The sequence below is a fragment of the Micromonospora sp. NPDC093243 genome, assembly GCF_044753725.1.
Taxonomy (GTDB): Bacteria; Actinomycetota; Actinomycetes; order Mycobacteriales; family Micromonosporaceae; genus Micromonospora.
Genome location: NZ_JBIVNT010000001.1, coordinates 849,398 through 863,774, shown reverse-complemented (window position 1 = coordinate 863,774; position 14,377 = coordinate 849,398). Strand labels below are relative to the sequence as shown.

General features: G+C 72.4%; 14 protein-coding genes. 6 read left to right on the top strand and 8 right to left on the bottom strand.

Going from position 1 to position 14,377, the window contains the following annotated elements; translation table 11 throughout:
• Positions 1 to 326: 326 nt before the first annotated feature.
• Complete coding sequence (locus ACIP9D_RS03875) at positions 327 to 929, top strand: hypothetical protein (RefSeq protein WP_350870728.1); 603 nt, start codon at positions 327 to 329, stop codon at positions 927 to 929.
• A gap of 127 nt (positions 930 to 1,056) precedes the next feature.
• A complete protein-coding gene (locus ACIP9D_RS03870; protein WP_350870725.1) occupies positions 1,057 to 4,236 on the top strand; it encodes a BTAD domain-containing putative transcriptional regulator in 3,180 nt (1,059 codons plus the stop codon).
• A 1-nt stretch (position 4,237) separates the two neighbouring features.
• Here the strand turns inward: ACIP9D_RS03870 and ACIP9D_RS03865 are convergent, their stop codons facing one another.
• Together ACIP9D_RS03865 and ACIP9D_RS03860 are read right to left on the bottom strand one after the other, a co-directional pair.
• Positions 4,238 to 5,065, bottom strand: a complete 828-nt coding sequence (locus ACIP9D_RS03865; RefSeq protein ID WP_350870722.1) for an ABC transporter permease — start codon at positions 5,063 to 5,065, stop codon at positions 4,238 to 4,240.
• Positions 5,062 to 6,042 (bottom strand): ATP-binding cassette domain-containing protein, encoded by a 981-nt coding sequence (locus ACIP9D_RS03860; RefSeq protein ID WP_350870719.1) that lies wholly within the window; start codon positions 6,040 to 6,042, stop codon positions 5,062 to 5,064. Before ACIP9D_RS03860 ends, ACIP9D_RS03865 begins: the two co-directional genes overlap by 4 nt.
• Positions 6,043 to 6,350: 308 nt before the next feature.
• Here ACIP9D_RS03860 and ACIP9D_RS03855 point away from each other — a divergent pair, with 308 nt between their 5' ends.
• Together ACIP9D_RS03855 and ACIP9D_RS03850 are read left to right on the top strand one after the other, a co-directional pair.
• Entirely contained in the window at positions 6,351 to 7,304 is a 954-nt protein-coding gene (locus ACIP9D_RS03855) for a methyltransferase (protein WP_350870716.1), read from the top strand.
• A gap of 42 nt (positions 7,305 to 7,346) precedes the next feature.
• Positions 7,347 to 7,676 (top strand): hypothetical protein, encoded by a 330-nt coding sequence (locus tag ACIP9D_RS03850; RefSeq protein ID WP_350870713.1) that lies wholly within the window; start codon positions 7,347 to 7,349, stop codon positions 7,674 to 7,676.
• Between the two features lie 59 nt (positions 7,677 to 7,735).
• On the opposite strand, the gene ACIP9D_RS03845 is transcribed toward ACIP9D_RS03850, so the two are convergent.
• From ACIP9D_RS03845 to ACIP9D_RS03820, 6 genes are all read right to left on the bottom strand, one after another.
• Positions 7,736 to 8,500 (bottom strand): DUF427 domain-containing protein, encoded by a 765-nt coding sequence (locus tag ACIP9D_RS03845; protein WP_350870710.1) that lies wholly within the window; start codon positions 8,498 to 8,500, stop codon positions 7,736 to 7,738.
• 123 nt (positions 8,501 to 8,623) lie between these two features.
• The gene (locus ACIP9D_RS03840; protein WP_350870707.1) at positions 8,624 to 9,442 is read right to left on the bottom strand and encodes an ABC transporter permease; all 819 of its coding nucleotides are present in this window, start codon (positions 9,440 to 9,442) and stop codon (positions 8,624 to 8,626) included.
• Entirely contained in the window at positions 9,439 to 10,197 is a 759-nt protein-coding gene (locus ACIP9D_RS03835) for an ABC transporter permease (protein ID WP_350870704.1), read from the bottom strand. Before ACIP9D_RS03835 ends, ACIP9D_RS03840 begins: the two co-directional genes overlap by 4 nt.
• A gap of 13 nt (positions 10,198 to 10,210) precedes the next feature.
• Positions 10,211 to 11,185: an ABC transporter ATP-binding protein gene (locus ACIP9D_RS03830; protein WP_400449271.1), complete on the bottom strand. Its 975-nt coding sequence runs from the start codon at positions 11,183 to 11,185 to the stop codon at positions 10,211 to 10,213.
• Between the two features lie 112 nt (positions 11,186 to 11,297).
• Complete coding sequence (locus tag ACIP9D_RS03825) at positions 11,298 to 11,846, bottom strand: YciI family protein (RefSeq protein ID WP_350870701.1); 549 nt, start codon at positions 11,844 to 11,846, stop codon at positions 11,298 to 11,300.
• A 52-nt stretch (positions 11,847 to 11,898) separates the two neighbouring features.
• Positions 11,899 to 12,729, bottom strand: coding sequence for a TetR/AcrR family transcriptional regulator (locus ACIP9D_RS03820; protein WP_350870699.1), 831 nt, complete (start codon positions 12,727 to 12,729; stop codon positions 11,899 to 11,901).
• A gap of 245 nt (positions 12,730 to 12,974) precedes the next feature.
• Here ACIP9D_RS03820 and ACIP9D_RS03815 point away from each other — a divergent pair, with 245 nt between their 5' ends.
• The gene (locus ACIP9D_RS03815) at positions 12,975 to 13,664 is read left to right on the top strand and encodes an FAD-binding protein (RefSeq protein ID WP_350870696.1); all 690 of its coding nucleotides are present in this window, start codon (positions 12,975 to 12,977) and stop codon (positions 13,662 to 13,664) included.
• Complete coding sequence (locus ACIP9D_RS03810) at positions 13,562 to 14,320, top strand: BBE domain-containing protein (protein WP_350870693.1); 759 nt, start codon at positions 13,562 to 13,564, stop codon at positions 14,318 to 14,320. The genes ACIP9D_RS03815 and ACIP9D_RS03810 overlap by 103 nt, the downstream gene beginning before the upstream one ends.
• Positions 14,321 to 14,377: the final 57 nt, after the last annotated feature.

Below are 14,377 nucleotides of genomic sequence, written 5' to 3'. Positions count from 1 at the left end.
CGGACGCCCGCTAGCGGTCGACACATCGCCAAGGCGCGGTGGCGGGTGTGCGATTCACGCGGCGCGGAGCCCGGCGTTGTCCGGGCGCCGCGCCGTGCCGCTCGCGCCCCGGCAAACGACCGCCGGATCTCATCGACGCCACCTTTAGTCCTCGACGACCAAAGTTTGGGCGTCCAGAACCGAACTATCGACGGACATCACAGAAAGGGTTAGTCTCCCGGCCAGGAGCCGGATCGGTAGGAGGGCACACCGTGTCGCGTCGAACTGGGAAGCCGTCCTATCTGGCCCAGCCGCCCGTCAAACAGCGGCGCTACCGGACACGGCTGGTGGCCGGCGTCGCCGTCGCGGTGCTCGTCGCGGGCCTCATCGGAGGGCTGATCGGATTTTCGGCCGGGCAACCAACGCCGACCGAGGCGAGCATCGCCGAGATACATGAAGCCGAGGCCGAGCGCGACGTCCAGCAGATCATCGAACTGACCGGGATGGCGCGGCGGACCGGCGACCAGATCTCACCGATCATCCTGGCGATCAAGCAGGCTGCGGAAGCTGGAGGCGTACCCGAAACCTCCCAGGTCCGCCAGTGGCAGCAGACCATGCGCCAGCAACTCGATCAGTTCGCCGACCCTCCCTCGGGCACGACCGCGACCAACGTCGCACGCGGGGGCCTGCGGGGCGCCGTCGAGCAGGCCGCCGTCGCGGTCGACTCGGTGGCGCTCGCCGCGACCGCGCCCGTCCCCGGACGCAAGGACCACCTGCTGCTGGCGGCCCGCCAGGCCACCCTCGCCACCACCACGTGGTCGGTGGCCGCGGCGCAGCTCGACCAGATCAACATCGACGCCGGGCAGGGGCACCAACACGTGTACCTCGACACCGGCCAGGCGGATGGCGCCTTCACACCGGACGGGGAGGCAGAGGGCGCCGGGGGCTGACGGCCGGCCACCGGCGGTGGGCCGGGCGGCCACGGCGGACCCACGGCGGCAAGGGGGAACGGCCGCCGGCACCCGCGATTGAGCGGGCGACCAGCAGCCCGGTGCGGGGGTGGGGGATGCTGGGTCCGTGCAGATCACGATCCTCGGCCCGCTCGCCGTCGACGGCCGGCCGGTCCGGGGTGAGCGCCTCGCGGCGGTGCTCCGCGCGCTCGTCGACGCGCGTGGCCGGGCGGTCTCCAGCACGCTGCTGATGGACGCGGTGTGGGGCGGCACGCCGCCCGACGACGCGTCCGGCGCGGTCCAGGCGCTCGTGTCCCGAGTGCGCCGACTCGGGCTACCGGTGGTCGCGGTGCCGGGGGGTTACCGCCTGCCCGCGGAGGAGATCAGCGTTGACGCGATCGAGGCGCGGACGCTGGTCGAGCGGGGGCGTGCCCTGCTCCGCACCGGTGACGTGCTGGCCGCCCGCGACTCGGCCGAGCAGGCCCGCGCCCTGTTCCCGGAAGTCCCGGAACTGCTCGGCGCCGAGGACGCCCGGCTGTTCGCGGATGTCGCCGCGCTGCGCGCGGAGGCGGCGCTCGCCGGTGCGGGCCCGTTCGACGAGGCCGACCTGCGCCGGCTGGTCGCGCGTACGCCCCCGGACGAGCCGTCGGCCGCCCTGCTCGTTCGAGTGCTCGCCGCTCAGGGGCGAGACGCCGAGGCGTTGGAGGTGGTCGAGCGGCTTCGCGCCGAACTGGCCGACCGGTACGGCACCGACCCGTCGCCCGTGATCACGCAGGTTCACCTGGCGCTGCTGCGCGGCGAGCTCACCACCCCGGCCGTCGTGGCGCCGCCCAGGCAGCCGGCGCGGATCGCCCTGCCCGCCGCATGGCGTCGGCCGGTGACCGCCCTCGTCGGTCGGGAGCGGGACGTGGAGATGGTGGGCCAGGCGCTCACCGAGACGGCTCTGGTGACAATCGTGGCGACCGGCGGCGCGGGGAAGACCCGGCTCGCCGCCGAGGTGACACGCCGCGCGGCGGCGGCCGGTCGGGCCGTACGTGTGATCGAACTCGCTGGCCTGCGCTCGCCCGACGAGGTGCTGCCCACGGTGCTCGCGGCGCTCGGGGGCGCGGACACCTCGGCGACCGGCGGCAGCCTGGGCCTCGAACGGCGGGTGCTCAGCCCCGAGGAACGGTTACGCGCCGTGGCGCCGGACCTCGACGGGCTGATCGTGCTGGACAACTGCGAGCACGTTCTCGACGCGGTGGCCTCCGTCGTCGCGGACCTGGTCGCGGTGACCTCGCCGGAGGTCGCGGTGCTCGCGACGAGCCGGGCCCCGCTGGGCCTGGCCGGCGAGCTGGTCCACCGGCTGACCGCGCTGCCGGACGCCGACGCGCTCGGGCTGCTCGAGTCGCGGGCGCGGGCCGGCGGCGCGGTGCCGACCTGGGACACCGTGCGGGCGCTCGCACTGTGCCACCGGCTCGACAACCTGCCGCTGGCGCTCGAGCTGGCCGCCGCGCGACTGCGGCACATGCCGATCGACGACGTGCTCGCCGGGCTGGTCGACCGGTTCGCGCTGCTCGACGACGCCCTGCGCGGCCTGCCGGACCGGCACGCGAGCCTGTGGGCGATGGTCGACTGGAGCCGGGAGTTGCTCGCGCCCGACGACCGCGAGCTGCTCCAGCGGGTGGCCGTCATCCCCGCGCCGTTCACCGCGGACCTCGCCGCCGCGGTCGCGGGAACCCCCGACGTACGCCGTGGCCTGGCGACGTTGGTGGAACAGTCCCTGCTGGCCCTGGTCGAGGGGGAGGGCCCGCCCCGCTACCGGATGCTCGAGACCGTCCGCGAGTACGGTGAGGCCCGCCTCGACGCGGCCGGCGACCGGGACGTGGCCATGGCCGGGCTGGTCGGGTGGACGCGGGAGCAGGCCGTCGCGCTCGCCGACCGGTTCGTCGGCGCCGGCCAGATCGAGGCGCTCGCCCGCTGCGCCGCCGAGCAGGACAACCTCATCGCGGGTCTGCGCTGGGCGCTGGGACAGGACGACGAGCCGGCCGCGATCGACGTCGCCACGGCACTGCTCTACCTCTGGACGGTGCGCGGTCTGCACCTCGAGGTTCTCGGGTGGGCGCGGGGTCTGCTGCACGTGGCGGACCCGGACCGACGGCGACGCTCCGCGATCCTGCACGGCCGGTCCACCGGCCGGCCGCTGCCCGATGCCGACCGGATCGCCCGGACGTGCCTGTTGATCGGCGTCAACGCCGGCATCAGCGGCGAGCTCCGGCTCGCCGTGCTCGCCCGCCGGGCGCTGCGGACGCTCCTCGCCGAACGACCCGCCGAGGTGTCACCCCGGCAGACCGCACTCGCCTCGGCGTTGCCCGGGTTCGACACGTCCGATCCCGAGGAGAGCATGAAGGGTGCCGCCGAGCTGATCGCGGACCCGGACCCGTACGTGCAGGCGCTCGGCTTGTTCGCCCGCGCCGCGATCCGGGAGAACGGTGGCATGCCCGAGGCGTCGGTGGACGACGCCGAGCAGGCGTACCGCCGTTTCGAGGTGGCCGGCGACCACTGGGGCATGGCCATGGCGGCGGGGGCCGTCGGGCAGTTCCTGGTCCCGCGCGACGACCACCGGTCGACCGACTGGCTGGCCCGCAGCATCCGGCACATGGAGCTGATCGGCGCCACGCAGGACGCCCGGTCGGTCCGGGTGCGGCTGGACATGCAGCTCGCCCTGGCCGGTGACCGGGAGGCCGAGCGGCGGCTGGTCGACACGGCGGCGCCGGGCGAGGCCGAGGAGCTGGACAGCGCCCAGGCGCGCCTCGGGCTGGCCCACCTCGCCTGGCAGCGTGAGCGGTACGACGAGGCCCTCGCCCACGCCGAGGGGGTGAAGCTGATCCTGTCGGCGTGGACCGGGGCGCCGCCGCAGCCGCGCGTCATCCTCCGGGTCGCGGTGGCGGTGCTGCACCTGCGGGTGGCCCAGGTGCGGCCGGTCCCCGGCGAGGACGCCGACGCCGACGCCGCCGCGTTGCTGACCCTCGCCCGGGACGAGGCGCTCTCCTCGAAGGACCTGCCGGTGATCGGCGCGTGGGCCCAGGGCGGCGCCGAACTCGCGGCGCACCGGGGTGACGTCGAGGCCGTGCGCGAGCTGTTCGCGCTCGGGACGCGCATCGGCACCCACGTCGGGACGTTCTTCCCGCCCGGCGACGCCGAACGGCTCAGCGCCGCCCTCGGGAGTGAGGAGCAGCGTGAGCCGTTGCTGGCCGCGTGGCGCGGGCGGCCGGTCGCCGCCGCCGTCGCCCGCATCCGCGAGCTGATGGACGACCTGCTCGCCTAGGTCAGATCTTCTTGCGGTACGCGCGCAGCGCCAGCGGCATGAACACCGCCACGAAGCCGGCGCACCAGGCGAGCGTCCACCACACGTGCGAGCCGAGCGGGGTGCCGAGGAACAGCCCGCGCACCGCCGCCACCAGGTGGGTCATCGGATTGACGTCCACGAAGGCCTGCATCCAGCCCGGCAGGGTGTCGGCGCTGACGAACACGTTCGACGCGAAGCTCAGCGGCATGATCAGCGCGAACATCAGGCCCTGCACGGCGCCCGGGGTGCGTACCTTCATCGACACGAAGACCGGCAGCCAGCTCAGGCAGAGCGCGAACAGCACCGCGAGCAGGCAGCCGGCGATCGCCCGGAGCGGGTCGGTGTCGATCCGGAACCCGAGCAGGTAGCCGATCGCGAGGGTGGAGACCGTGACGATCACGTACCGGACGACGTCGCCCAGGACCGCGCCGACCAGTGGTGCGGAGCGGGGGATCGGCAGCGACCGGAACCGGTCGAAGATGCCCTTGGCGATGTCGGTGTTGAGGTTGACGCCGATCGCGATGGCGCCGGTGGCGATGGTCTGCGCCAGGATTCCGGGCAGCAGGAACTGCAGGTAGTCGTGGGTCGATCCGGCGACCGCGCCGCCGAAGATGTACACGAAGATGACGAGGAACAGCACCGGCTGCAGCGTGACGTCGATCAGCGCCTCGGGCGTACGCCAGGTCTTGATGAGGCTGCGCTTGGCGAGCGCCAGCGAGTGCCGGACCAGCCGGAACGGTCGTGGGTTCGGGGCGGCCGTCGAGAGCGTGGGGCTCGCCGTGGGTGGTGCGCCGACCAGGGTGCTCATGCCGCGACCTCCTTGAGTCTGGTGGTGTCGTCCTCGGATGCCGTACGCCCGGTGAGGGTGAAGAACACCTCGTCGAGGCTCGGCAGGTGCAGGGAGAGTTCGGTGACCGTGATGCCGGCGGCGGCGAACCGCGAGACGCTCTCGGTCAGCGCGGCGTCGTCGGTGACCGGTACCGCGAGCACGCCCTTGCGGATCTCGTCGGCCTGCGCGCCGGAGCTGACCTCGGACAGGATCGCCGCGGTCCGGGACAGCTGCGCGGGGTCGGACGGCCGGACCTCGAGCGTCTGGCCGCCGACGACCCTCTTGAGCCCTTCCGGGGTGTCGTGCGCGATGACCCGGCCGTGGTCGATCACCGTGATCGCGTCCGCCAGCGCGTCGGCCTCCTCCAGGTACTGCGTGGTGAGCAGGACGGTCGACCCGTTCGTGACCAGCGACCGGACGACGTCCCACATGTCTTCGCGCTTGGCCGGGTCGAGCCCGGTCGTCGGCTCGTCCAGGAAGATCACATCCGGCGAGCCGACCAGGCTGGCGGCCAGGTCCAACCGGCGCCGCATGCCGCCGGAGTAGGTCTTGGCCGGCCGGTCGGCGGCGTCGGCGAGGTCGAACCAGTCGAGCAGCTCGGCGGCCCGCCGTCGGGAGCCGGTGCGCCCCAGTTCCAGCAGGGTGCCGAACAGCTCCAGGTTCTGCCGCCCGGTCAGGTCCTCGTCGACCGAGGCGTACTGACCGGTGAGGCCGATGCTCTGCCGGACCCGTTCGGCGTCGCGGACGACGTCGAAGCCGCTGATCCGGGCGGTGCCGCCGTCCGGGCTCAGCAGCGTGGAGAGGATGCGTACGGCGGTGGTCTTGCCGGCGCCGTTGGGGCCGAGCACCCCGAGTACCGTCCCTCGGGGTACGGCGAGGTCCACGCCCTGTAGCGCCCTCGTCTTCCCGAAGTTCTTGACGAGGCCCTCGGCCTCGATCACCAGGTCAGCTGTCATGCCTCAGAGCGTGCGCCGGTGGCCTGACATCGCCCCGACACGCCACCGACACGCCCCTGACGGCGGCGGAACGGGCGGGTCGGGCGCTCAGACTCCGCCACGTCCGGCCCCGGGCGCGAGTCCTGGACGGGGTGGCTGGCCCGCTGCCGCGGGCCGTAGCATGGGGCAGGAAAATAGATGAATAACGATCTTCGGGGGGATCAGTGGCCGACCAGCAGATCCAGCGTGTGTTCGCACCATCGCCCCACGGGTCGGAGCCGGACGGCCCGGACCCGGCGCCGCCACTGAATCCCGCGCGGATCACCGGCGTGGCCTCCGGATTCATGACCGCCAAGGCGCTCTTCGTCGCCGCCGAGGTCGGTCTCTTCGCCGCCACACCCCCCGAAGGAGCGACCGCGTCGAGCATCGCCGAACGCTGCGGAATTCCGGCGCGCAGCGCCCGTGCGCTCGCCGACCTGCTGGTCGCCACCGGCCTGCTCGAACACGACGGCGAGTGCTACCGCAACGCTGCCGACACCGAGGCGTTCCTCGCCGGTCGAGGGCCACTCGACTTGCGACCCATGCTGACCTACTGGGACATCGTCAGCTATTCGGCCTGGGCGCGGGCGTCCACCGCGTTCCGCACCCGGCAGGGCGTCCGGGGCGACCTCACCGAAGCGCAGGTCCAGGCGTACGAGTCGTCGGTGGCTCTGGTGACCGCGGAGACGGCCGCCGACCTGGCCGAGGCGTACGACTTCGGCCCGCACCGCCGGGTGCTCGACATCGGTGGCGGCATCGGCACCTTCGTCAAGCCGATCCTGGGCGCTCATCCACAACTCACCGCGACCCTGCTCGACCTGCCCGAGGTGGTGACCGTCGCCCGAGAGCAGCTCGCCGCCGACGCCTTCGCCGACCGGCTCGACCTGGTCGGCGCGGACGTCTTCGTCGACGCACTGCCCGACGGGCACGACGTGCTGATCGTGGCCAACTTCCTGCACCTGTTCTCCCCGGAGCGCAACATCGAGCTGCTGACCCGGCTGCGGAATGTGGCCGCACCGGAGGGCCGGCTGCTGTTGGTCGACTGGTGGCGCGACCCGTCGGCACCCCATCCGGCGACCCGCCTCGGCGGGGGCGAGTTCCTCATGATCAGCGGCGGGGACACCTACGAGGCGGGCGAGGCGGCACAGTGGCTCGACGCGACCGGTTGGCGGCAGGTGGCACACCTGCCGCTGGCCGCGCCGGCCGGGCTCATCGTCGCCGCGCCGGCCGAGGCGCGGACGTAAGGCGAGACCGTCGCCGTCTGGGAAGCGGCGATCGCCCATCTGATGACCACCACGGTCGCCCGTGTCGAGGATGAGGACGGGTGGCAGGGCTGGTGCGGGCGGGTCCTCACCTGGTTCCTCAACGCTGCCGGGGTGCCGGAGCAGCGGAGCGCCACGCTGGTGGACAGGGCGCTGGACGCACGGTTCGACGGCTGGGTGGCGCTGTGCGCCGCCGACGTCGTCGACGTCGCCGAGCGGCTCGCCAGAGAGGTGACCGGGCCGGAGCCCGGCGGGCTCCCACGGCCGGGCCAGGGTGGAGATGACTGGCCCGACACCTGGCCGAGCGGATGGCCGTCGTGGCGGGCGACCGACCTCGCTCGTATCCACAGCTGACCCACCGCCGCCGGGGCCTCCGCGCCAGTTGCTGAAGCCCGCCTGCGTCTGGTCGGGCCTCAGGAGAAGTGCGTCTTCGGCCGGGGGAGTGCCTCCCCGTCGACGATCAGGTCGACCTTCTCGTTGTAGAAGGCGACCAGCCCTGCGATCGGCAGCAGGGCGCTGGTGGGGAACTCGTACGACCAGGCCAGGTCGGGGTGGACCGTGCCGGCGACGCGCACCGACCAGTAGCGGCTGGTTCGGCCCTTGTACGGGCAGGCGGTCCTCGTCTCCGACGGCACGAGGTGCCCGAAGTTCACCTCGGTCCGGTTGAGGTAGTAGCGGGTGGGCAGGCCGGTCTCGAAGACCAGCACCGGCGACGCTGACTCGGCCAGCACGACCCCGTCGAGTTCCACCCGTACGCGGCGGGTGGAGCGCAGCGCGTCCACCCGGGCGTACGGGTTGCGGGGGTGCACGAAGACCTCTTCGTCCTCTTCGAACCAGCCGTCCATGGCGGCCCACTCGAACCGGACGGTGTCCGCCAGGCCGGGCAGCGCGTCCTTCCCGTAGCACCGCGCGGACGAGGGACGAGACATCTCACCCACCCGCAGCCCGTGCACCCGTCCGGTCCCGCACCGGATCCGCTCGGTGCGGTGCTCGTCGACCAGCAGGTCACGCTTCACGTCGGCGAGCGGGATGTAGTACTGGGGGTAGAAAGGCCATTCCCACACGTACTGTGCCCGCCTGGTGTCCAGCACCAGCTCGCCGGCGAGGTACGCGCGGATCCGACGGGGCACCGGCTCCACACGGTCGTCCGGGCCGATCGCCTTCGGATAGTCCGGCACGTTGTCCTCCAGTTCGCCAACGGCCCCCGGTTCGGGGGTACTGGCTCAACGATCAGGAGGGCTCGGGTGTCTCGCCCGGGTGCTGTCGCGTGTCGGGACGGCGATCGCGCTGAACCCGGTCCGTCAGCGCAGCATCGCTCGGGTCATCCGTCGGGTGGCGATGAGCATGGCGATCGACCCGAAGGCGACGAGATACACCACCGGGATCAGCAGGTCCCAGCCGAGGTGTCCCAGCGCCGGCTCGCGTACCAGCTCGATGCTGTGGTAGAGCGGCAGGGCCTGGACCAGGGGCTGTACCGCCTCCGGGTAGACCGACAGCGGGTAGAACGTGGTCGCGAACAGGAACATCGGCAGCATGAAGAGCTGGATGTACTGGAAGTCGGGGAAGTCGCGCAGGTAGGTCGTGACAGCGAGCCCGCCCGCGGCGAACGCGTACGCGATCAGCACCGACGCCGGTAGCGCGAGCAGCACCCAGGCCGAGGTGATCAGCCCACCGATAGCCATGACGGCCAGGAATCCGATCGACGTCAGCAACGCGTTGATCATCGCGCTGGTGACCTCGCCGATCGCGATGTCGGTGACGGACAGCGGCGTCGGCAGGATCGCCTCGTAGGTCCTCTCCACCTTCATCCGGACGAAGACGCCGAAGCTGGTCTGGTTGAACGCCGTGTTCATCGCGGTCGTGGCCAGGATCGCCGGGGCCACGTAGACGGCGTAGGGGACATCGACGCCAGGCACCGTGCCCACCAGCAATCCGACGCCGACACCGATCGACAGCAGGTACAGGATCGGTTCGACGAGCGCGTTGAGCAGCGGCGTGACCGACCGGCGATAGATCATGAAGTTGCGTTCGATGAGCGCCAGGGACCGGCGCGCCGCCCACCCGGGCGCGGCGGTGGTGGTCATCGGCGCCTCCGCGGCGTGCTGGACGTCGGCCGTCATCCGTGCAACCTCCGGCGGTAGGTGATTCGAGCGACCAGGAACCCGCCGACCGCCAGGACCAGGAGGTAGGCGATGTGGACCGAGCTACCGGTGATCGTCGCGGTGCCGAGGCTGAGAGTCCGACACAGCTCCACTCCATGCCACAGCGGCAACACGTACGACAGCGGCCGGATCCACTCCGGTAGCTGCGAGACCGCGAAGAAGGTGCCGGAGAACATGTAGAGCGGCATGATGACGAAGCGGAACACCGTGTCGATGTGGCGCAGCTTGCGCACGCCGACCGCCCACGCGGCGGCCGGCGCCGCGAACGCGACCCCCGTCAGCGTCGCCCCGAGCAGGGCCCCGAGAACCCACCAGCCCCTGATCAACCCGAAGGCGGCCATCACCGCGATGAACGCGCCGCTGGCGGTGAGCACCCGGAACGCGATGAAGAGCAGGTGCCCGGCGGCGAGCTGCTCGGGTTCGAGCGGTGTCGGGGTCGCACCCCGGTAGGCACCGAAGGTCGCGGCTCGGGCGACTCCGGCGGACCCCTCCAGAAAAGCGCTCTGCATCGCGGCCGCGGCCAGTATGCCCGGCGCGAAGAACGCCGCATAGGAGACGCCGGCGATCTGCGCCGGAGCGTTGTCGTCGACGAGTGCACCCAGGCCCGCGCCGATGCCGATGAGGAACAGCAACGGGTTCAGCACGCTGATCACGATCGAGCCACGCCAGGTGCGTCGATAGAGCATGATCCAGTATCCGAATGCGCGAAGCACCAGTGGTCTCCTGCTACTCGATGAGCGATCGGCCGGTGAGCCTGAGGAACACGTCCTCCAAGGTCGCGCGGCGGACCAGCGCGGTGAGCGGGGTGATCGACATGGCGTGCACCGCGGCCAGGGCCGCCTCGCCGTCGGCGGCGTAGACGAGCACCCGGTCGGGGAGCAGCTCGACGCGTCCGTCGGTGTCGCTGCCGCCGGTGGCGAGCGCCGACGTGCGGAGCTTCTCCGCCGCGGTGTCCCGCTCGTCGAGGCGGAAACGGAGTTCGAGAACCTCCCGGGTGGCGTACCGGGCGATCAGCTCGCGAGGGGAGCCCTGCGCGACGATCCGGCCGTGGTCGACGACGATGAGCCGGTCGCAGAGCTGCTCGGCCTCGTCCATGTAGTGCGTGGTGAGGACGAGCGTGACGCCCTCCTGTTTGAGCCGGAAGAGCCGGTCCCACAGGACGTGCCGGGCCTGCGGGTCGAGGCCGGTGGTCGGCTCGTCGAGCAGCAGGATGTCTGGTTCGTTGATCAGGGAACGGGCGATGGTCAGCCGCCGGCGCATGCCGCCGGAGAGCGTCTCGACCTGGTCGCCTGATCGCTCCTGGAGGTGGGCGAAATCCAGCAGCCGGGCCGCGCGCTCGCGAATGACCGCGCGCGGCAGGCTGAAGTATCGCCCGTAGATGTGCAGGTTCTCCCGCACGGTGAGTTCGTTGTCGAGGCAGTCGTCCTGTGCTACGACGCCCAGCCGGGCGCGGATCTGCGGGCCCTGCCTCATCGGGTCCATGCCCAGCACGCGCAGGCTGCCACCACTGATCGGCGACGTCGCGGCGATCATGCGCATGGTGGTGGACTTGCCGGCGCCGTTGGGTCCGAGAAGTCCGAAGGCCTCGCCCCGTTGGAGTTCGAAGTCGATGCCGTCGACGGCACGGAACTCCGCAGTGGAGCCCCGCGGTGGATAGATCTTGGTTAGGTTCCTCGCCTCGACCAGGGGGAGTTCGGTCACGCGAGCAGCCTACGGAAATTCAATGAGCCCCTGCAAGTTTTTAACAAGGGCTTGCAATTTTTGAACCGCTACCTTCTTGGGCTTTCGCAGACCCGGGCCGGAGCGGGTCGGGTCAGGACGGCCGCCCGCCGAACACCCAGTTGTGCACCTCGATGTCGGCGTACCGGCCCGGGGTCACGATCGCGCGCGCCTCGACCGGGTTCGCCGCCCGGACCAGCGCCGCCGTACCAAGCCAGCTGTCGCCGTCGTCGGACAGCAACGGCCCGTACGCGATCAGCCCGGCGCGGTCCGACGGCGCGGTCGGGTCGGCGGCCTTCCCCGTGCCGAGACCGAGCACCAGGTACCGGTTGCCGCCGGTGCGACCCGCGGGGAAGTCCCACATCGTGCGCCCCAGCGTGTTGCGCCACCGGCGCAGCAACACGTCCCGGTAAGCGCCGGCCTGGTAGTTGGGCTCGTCGAAGGCGAACGCCCGGGCGGCGGCGGGATCGGGCAGGTCGAGGATGTGCACGCTGCCGGTGGGCGTGCCGTCGTCGGCGAGGGTCGGCCCACGGGCGATCATCTCCGCCGCGAAGCGGTCCATGTAGGACCAGTGCTCTTCCCGCAGCTCTTCGCGCAGTGCCGCGGAGCCGCGTCGGTCGCGGTGGTAGCAGAAGAACTCCATGCCCCAGTCTTGACCTCCGCGCCGGACGCCGGCGCGGGTGGGTGGCTGTTGGTCACACCTCGGAGCGTGGCAGGAGGCCGTCGAGCAGCCGGCGCAGGCCGAACTGGAACCAGGTGTCGAGGTCGGTGTCGGGCCTGGCGCGGCTGGCTGCGGCCAGCCAGGGCCGTCCCTCGGTCTGGCCGGTTCGCTCGAGCCGGGTGCGGGTCGCCGACCACCAGGCCTGGTAGGTGGTGTCGGCCGGCTCGCCCCGGATGAGCAGGGCCATGCCCTGGATGTAGCCGCTGAGCACCAGGTAGGCGCGGAAGGCCTCGGCCGGGTCGTACCCGGCTGCGGTGAACGCCGCCACGACGCGGTCGACCATGGCCAGTACGGCGGGTCCGGTCGGTGGCCGGTCGGTGGCGAGGACGGCCAGCAGCCACGGGTGGCGGCGGTACATCGCCCACTCGTCCCCGGCGAGCCGTTCGAGTTGCTCGCGCGGGTCGTGAGGCAGTGGTGCGTCGAGCCGGCGGGCGGCGGTGACCTGCTCGGCCATCGCGCTGAGCAGCGCGGCCCGGTTCGGTAGGTGCCGGTACACGGCGTGGGCGGGCGTCGCGGCGCGGTGGGCGAGGGCCCGCATGGAAACCGCGTCCAGGCCCGCCGTGTCGGCGAGCCGGACCGCGAGGCCGACCAGCCGCCCGCGGGGATCGCCGCCGGTGGGCGGCGGCAGATCGGGGAGGCGGCGCGAGGTGGCGGTGGGGCCGTGGTCACGGCGCCGGCGGTACGCGCGTGCCTGGCAGCGGCGCGAGCAGTAGCGGCGCGGGCGCCCCCGGCCTGGGCCGGCGGGCAGCTCGGCCGCGCACTCGACACACCGGACGGTGAGCACAGCCGCCTCCGCTTTCGTCACGGTACGTGGTGTGACGAAAGTACTGCACACCGTCCGCCGGCGGCCACAGGATCGAGGGCATGAACCAGCCCAGCCGCAGAGACCTGCTCCGCGCCGGCGCAGTAGCGTCAGCCGCCGTCCTCCAGCCGTCTCCGGCTCCCGCCTCCCCACCGGCGGGGGACTGCGCGCCGCCGCTGGGCCCGGTGCGGGTGTTCCCGGACGACCCCAGGTACGCGAGCCTTGTCCGCCGAGGCAACCGGCGGTTCGTGGGAGCGCCCGACGAGGTGCGCGTGGTCGGCTCGACCGACCAGGTCGTTTCCGCCGTGCAGGACGCGGTGCGGACCGGCCGGCGGGTCGCGGTACGCGGCGGCGGGCACTGCTTCGAGGGGTTCGTGGACGACCCGGCGGTCCGGATGGTGATCGACATGTCCGGCCTGACCGGGATCTACCACGACCCACGCCGGTTCGGCTTCGCGGTCGAGGCGGGCGCCACGCTCGGCGACGCGTACCGCCGGCTCTACCTCGGCTGGGGGGTGACCATCCCGGGCGGATCGTGCCCGGGCGTGGGCGTCGGTGGCCACATCGCGGGCGGCGGCTACGGCCGGCTGTCCCGCCTGCACGGGCTCGTGGTCGACCACCTGTACGCGGTCGAGGTGGTCGTGGTGGACCGCGGCGGCACCGCCCGGGCGGTGGTTGCCACCCGGGAGCGCACGGACCCGAACCGCGACCTGTGGTGGGCGCACACCGGTGGCGGCGGCGGCAACTTCGGCGTCGTCACCCGCTACTGGTCCGGGCGCTGCCCACCCCACCCGCCCGGGTGCTGGACTTCACCGTCACCTGGCCGTGGGCCGGCATGGACGAGCCGGCTTTCCACCGACTCGCCGGCAACTTCGGCGCCTGGTGCGCGCGCCACAGCGCACCCGGCTCGCCGGGCGGGCACCTCTACGGCGAGTTGATCCTGTCCCGCCCGCAGGCCGGCGGCCACACCCTCGTCGGTCAGGTGCCTCACGACCGCCAGCACCTGCTCGACGAGTTCGTCCGTGCGCTCGGCGAGGGTGTCGGCGTCACCCCGACCGTCTCGTCGGAGACGCTGCCCTGGCTGACCGCGACGCTCGGCGGTGACAGCGACGACGGCAAGGGCTGGCGGCTCAAGGTCAAGTCCGCCTTCCAGCGCGCGCCGCTGACCGAGCGGCAGTTGCACGTCGCCTACCGCCACCTGACCGGCGCCGGAGACGGCCTGCTCACCGGCTCGCTCAGCCTGAACACCTACGGCGGGGCGATCAACGCCGTACCAGCCGTCGCCACCGCCGCCGTGCACCGCAGCGCGTCGACCCTGCTGTTCTACCTCGCGGGCTGGACCGACCCGGCGGCCGACGCGCGACACCTGGCCTGGATCCGCGAGTTCTACCGCGACATGTACGCCGACACCGGCGGCGTGCCCCCGGACGGCGCCTACATCAACTATCCCGACATCGATCTCGCCACCGGAGCCCGACCCTGGCCCGACCTCTACTACGGCCCCAACTACCGACGGCTGCGGCAGGTCAAGGCCCGATGGGATCCACGAAACGTCTTCCGGCACGAGCTGTCGGTACGACCGGCCGACCGCTGATCCGCGCGACGGCGTCCCGTGGCGGCGGTCGAGTCGACGTGGCACGGAGGCCGGCGG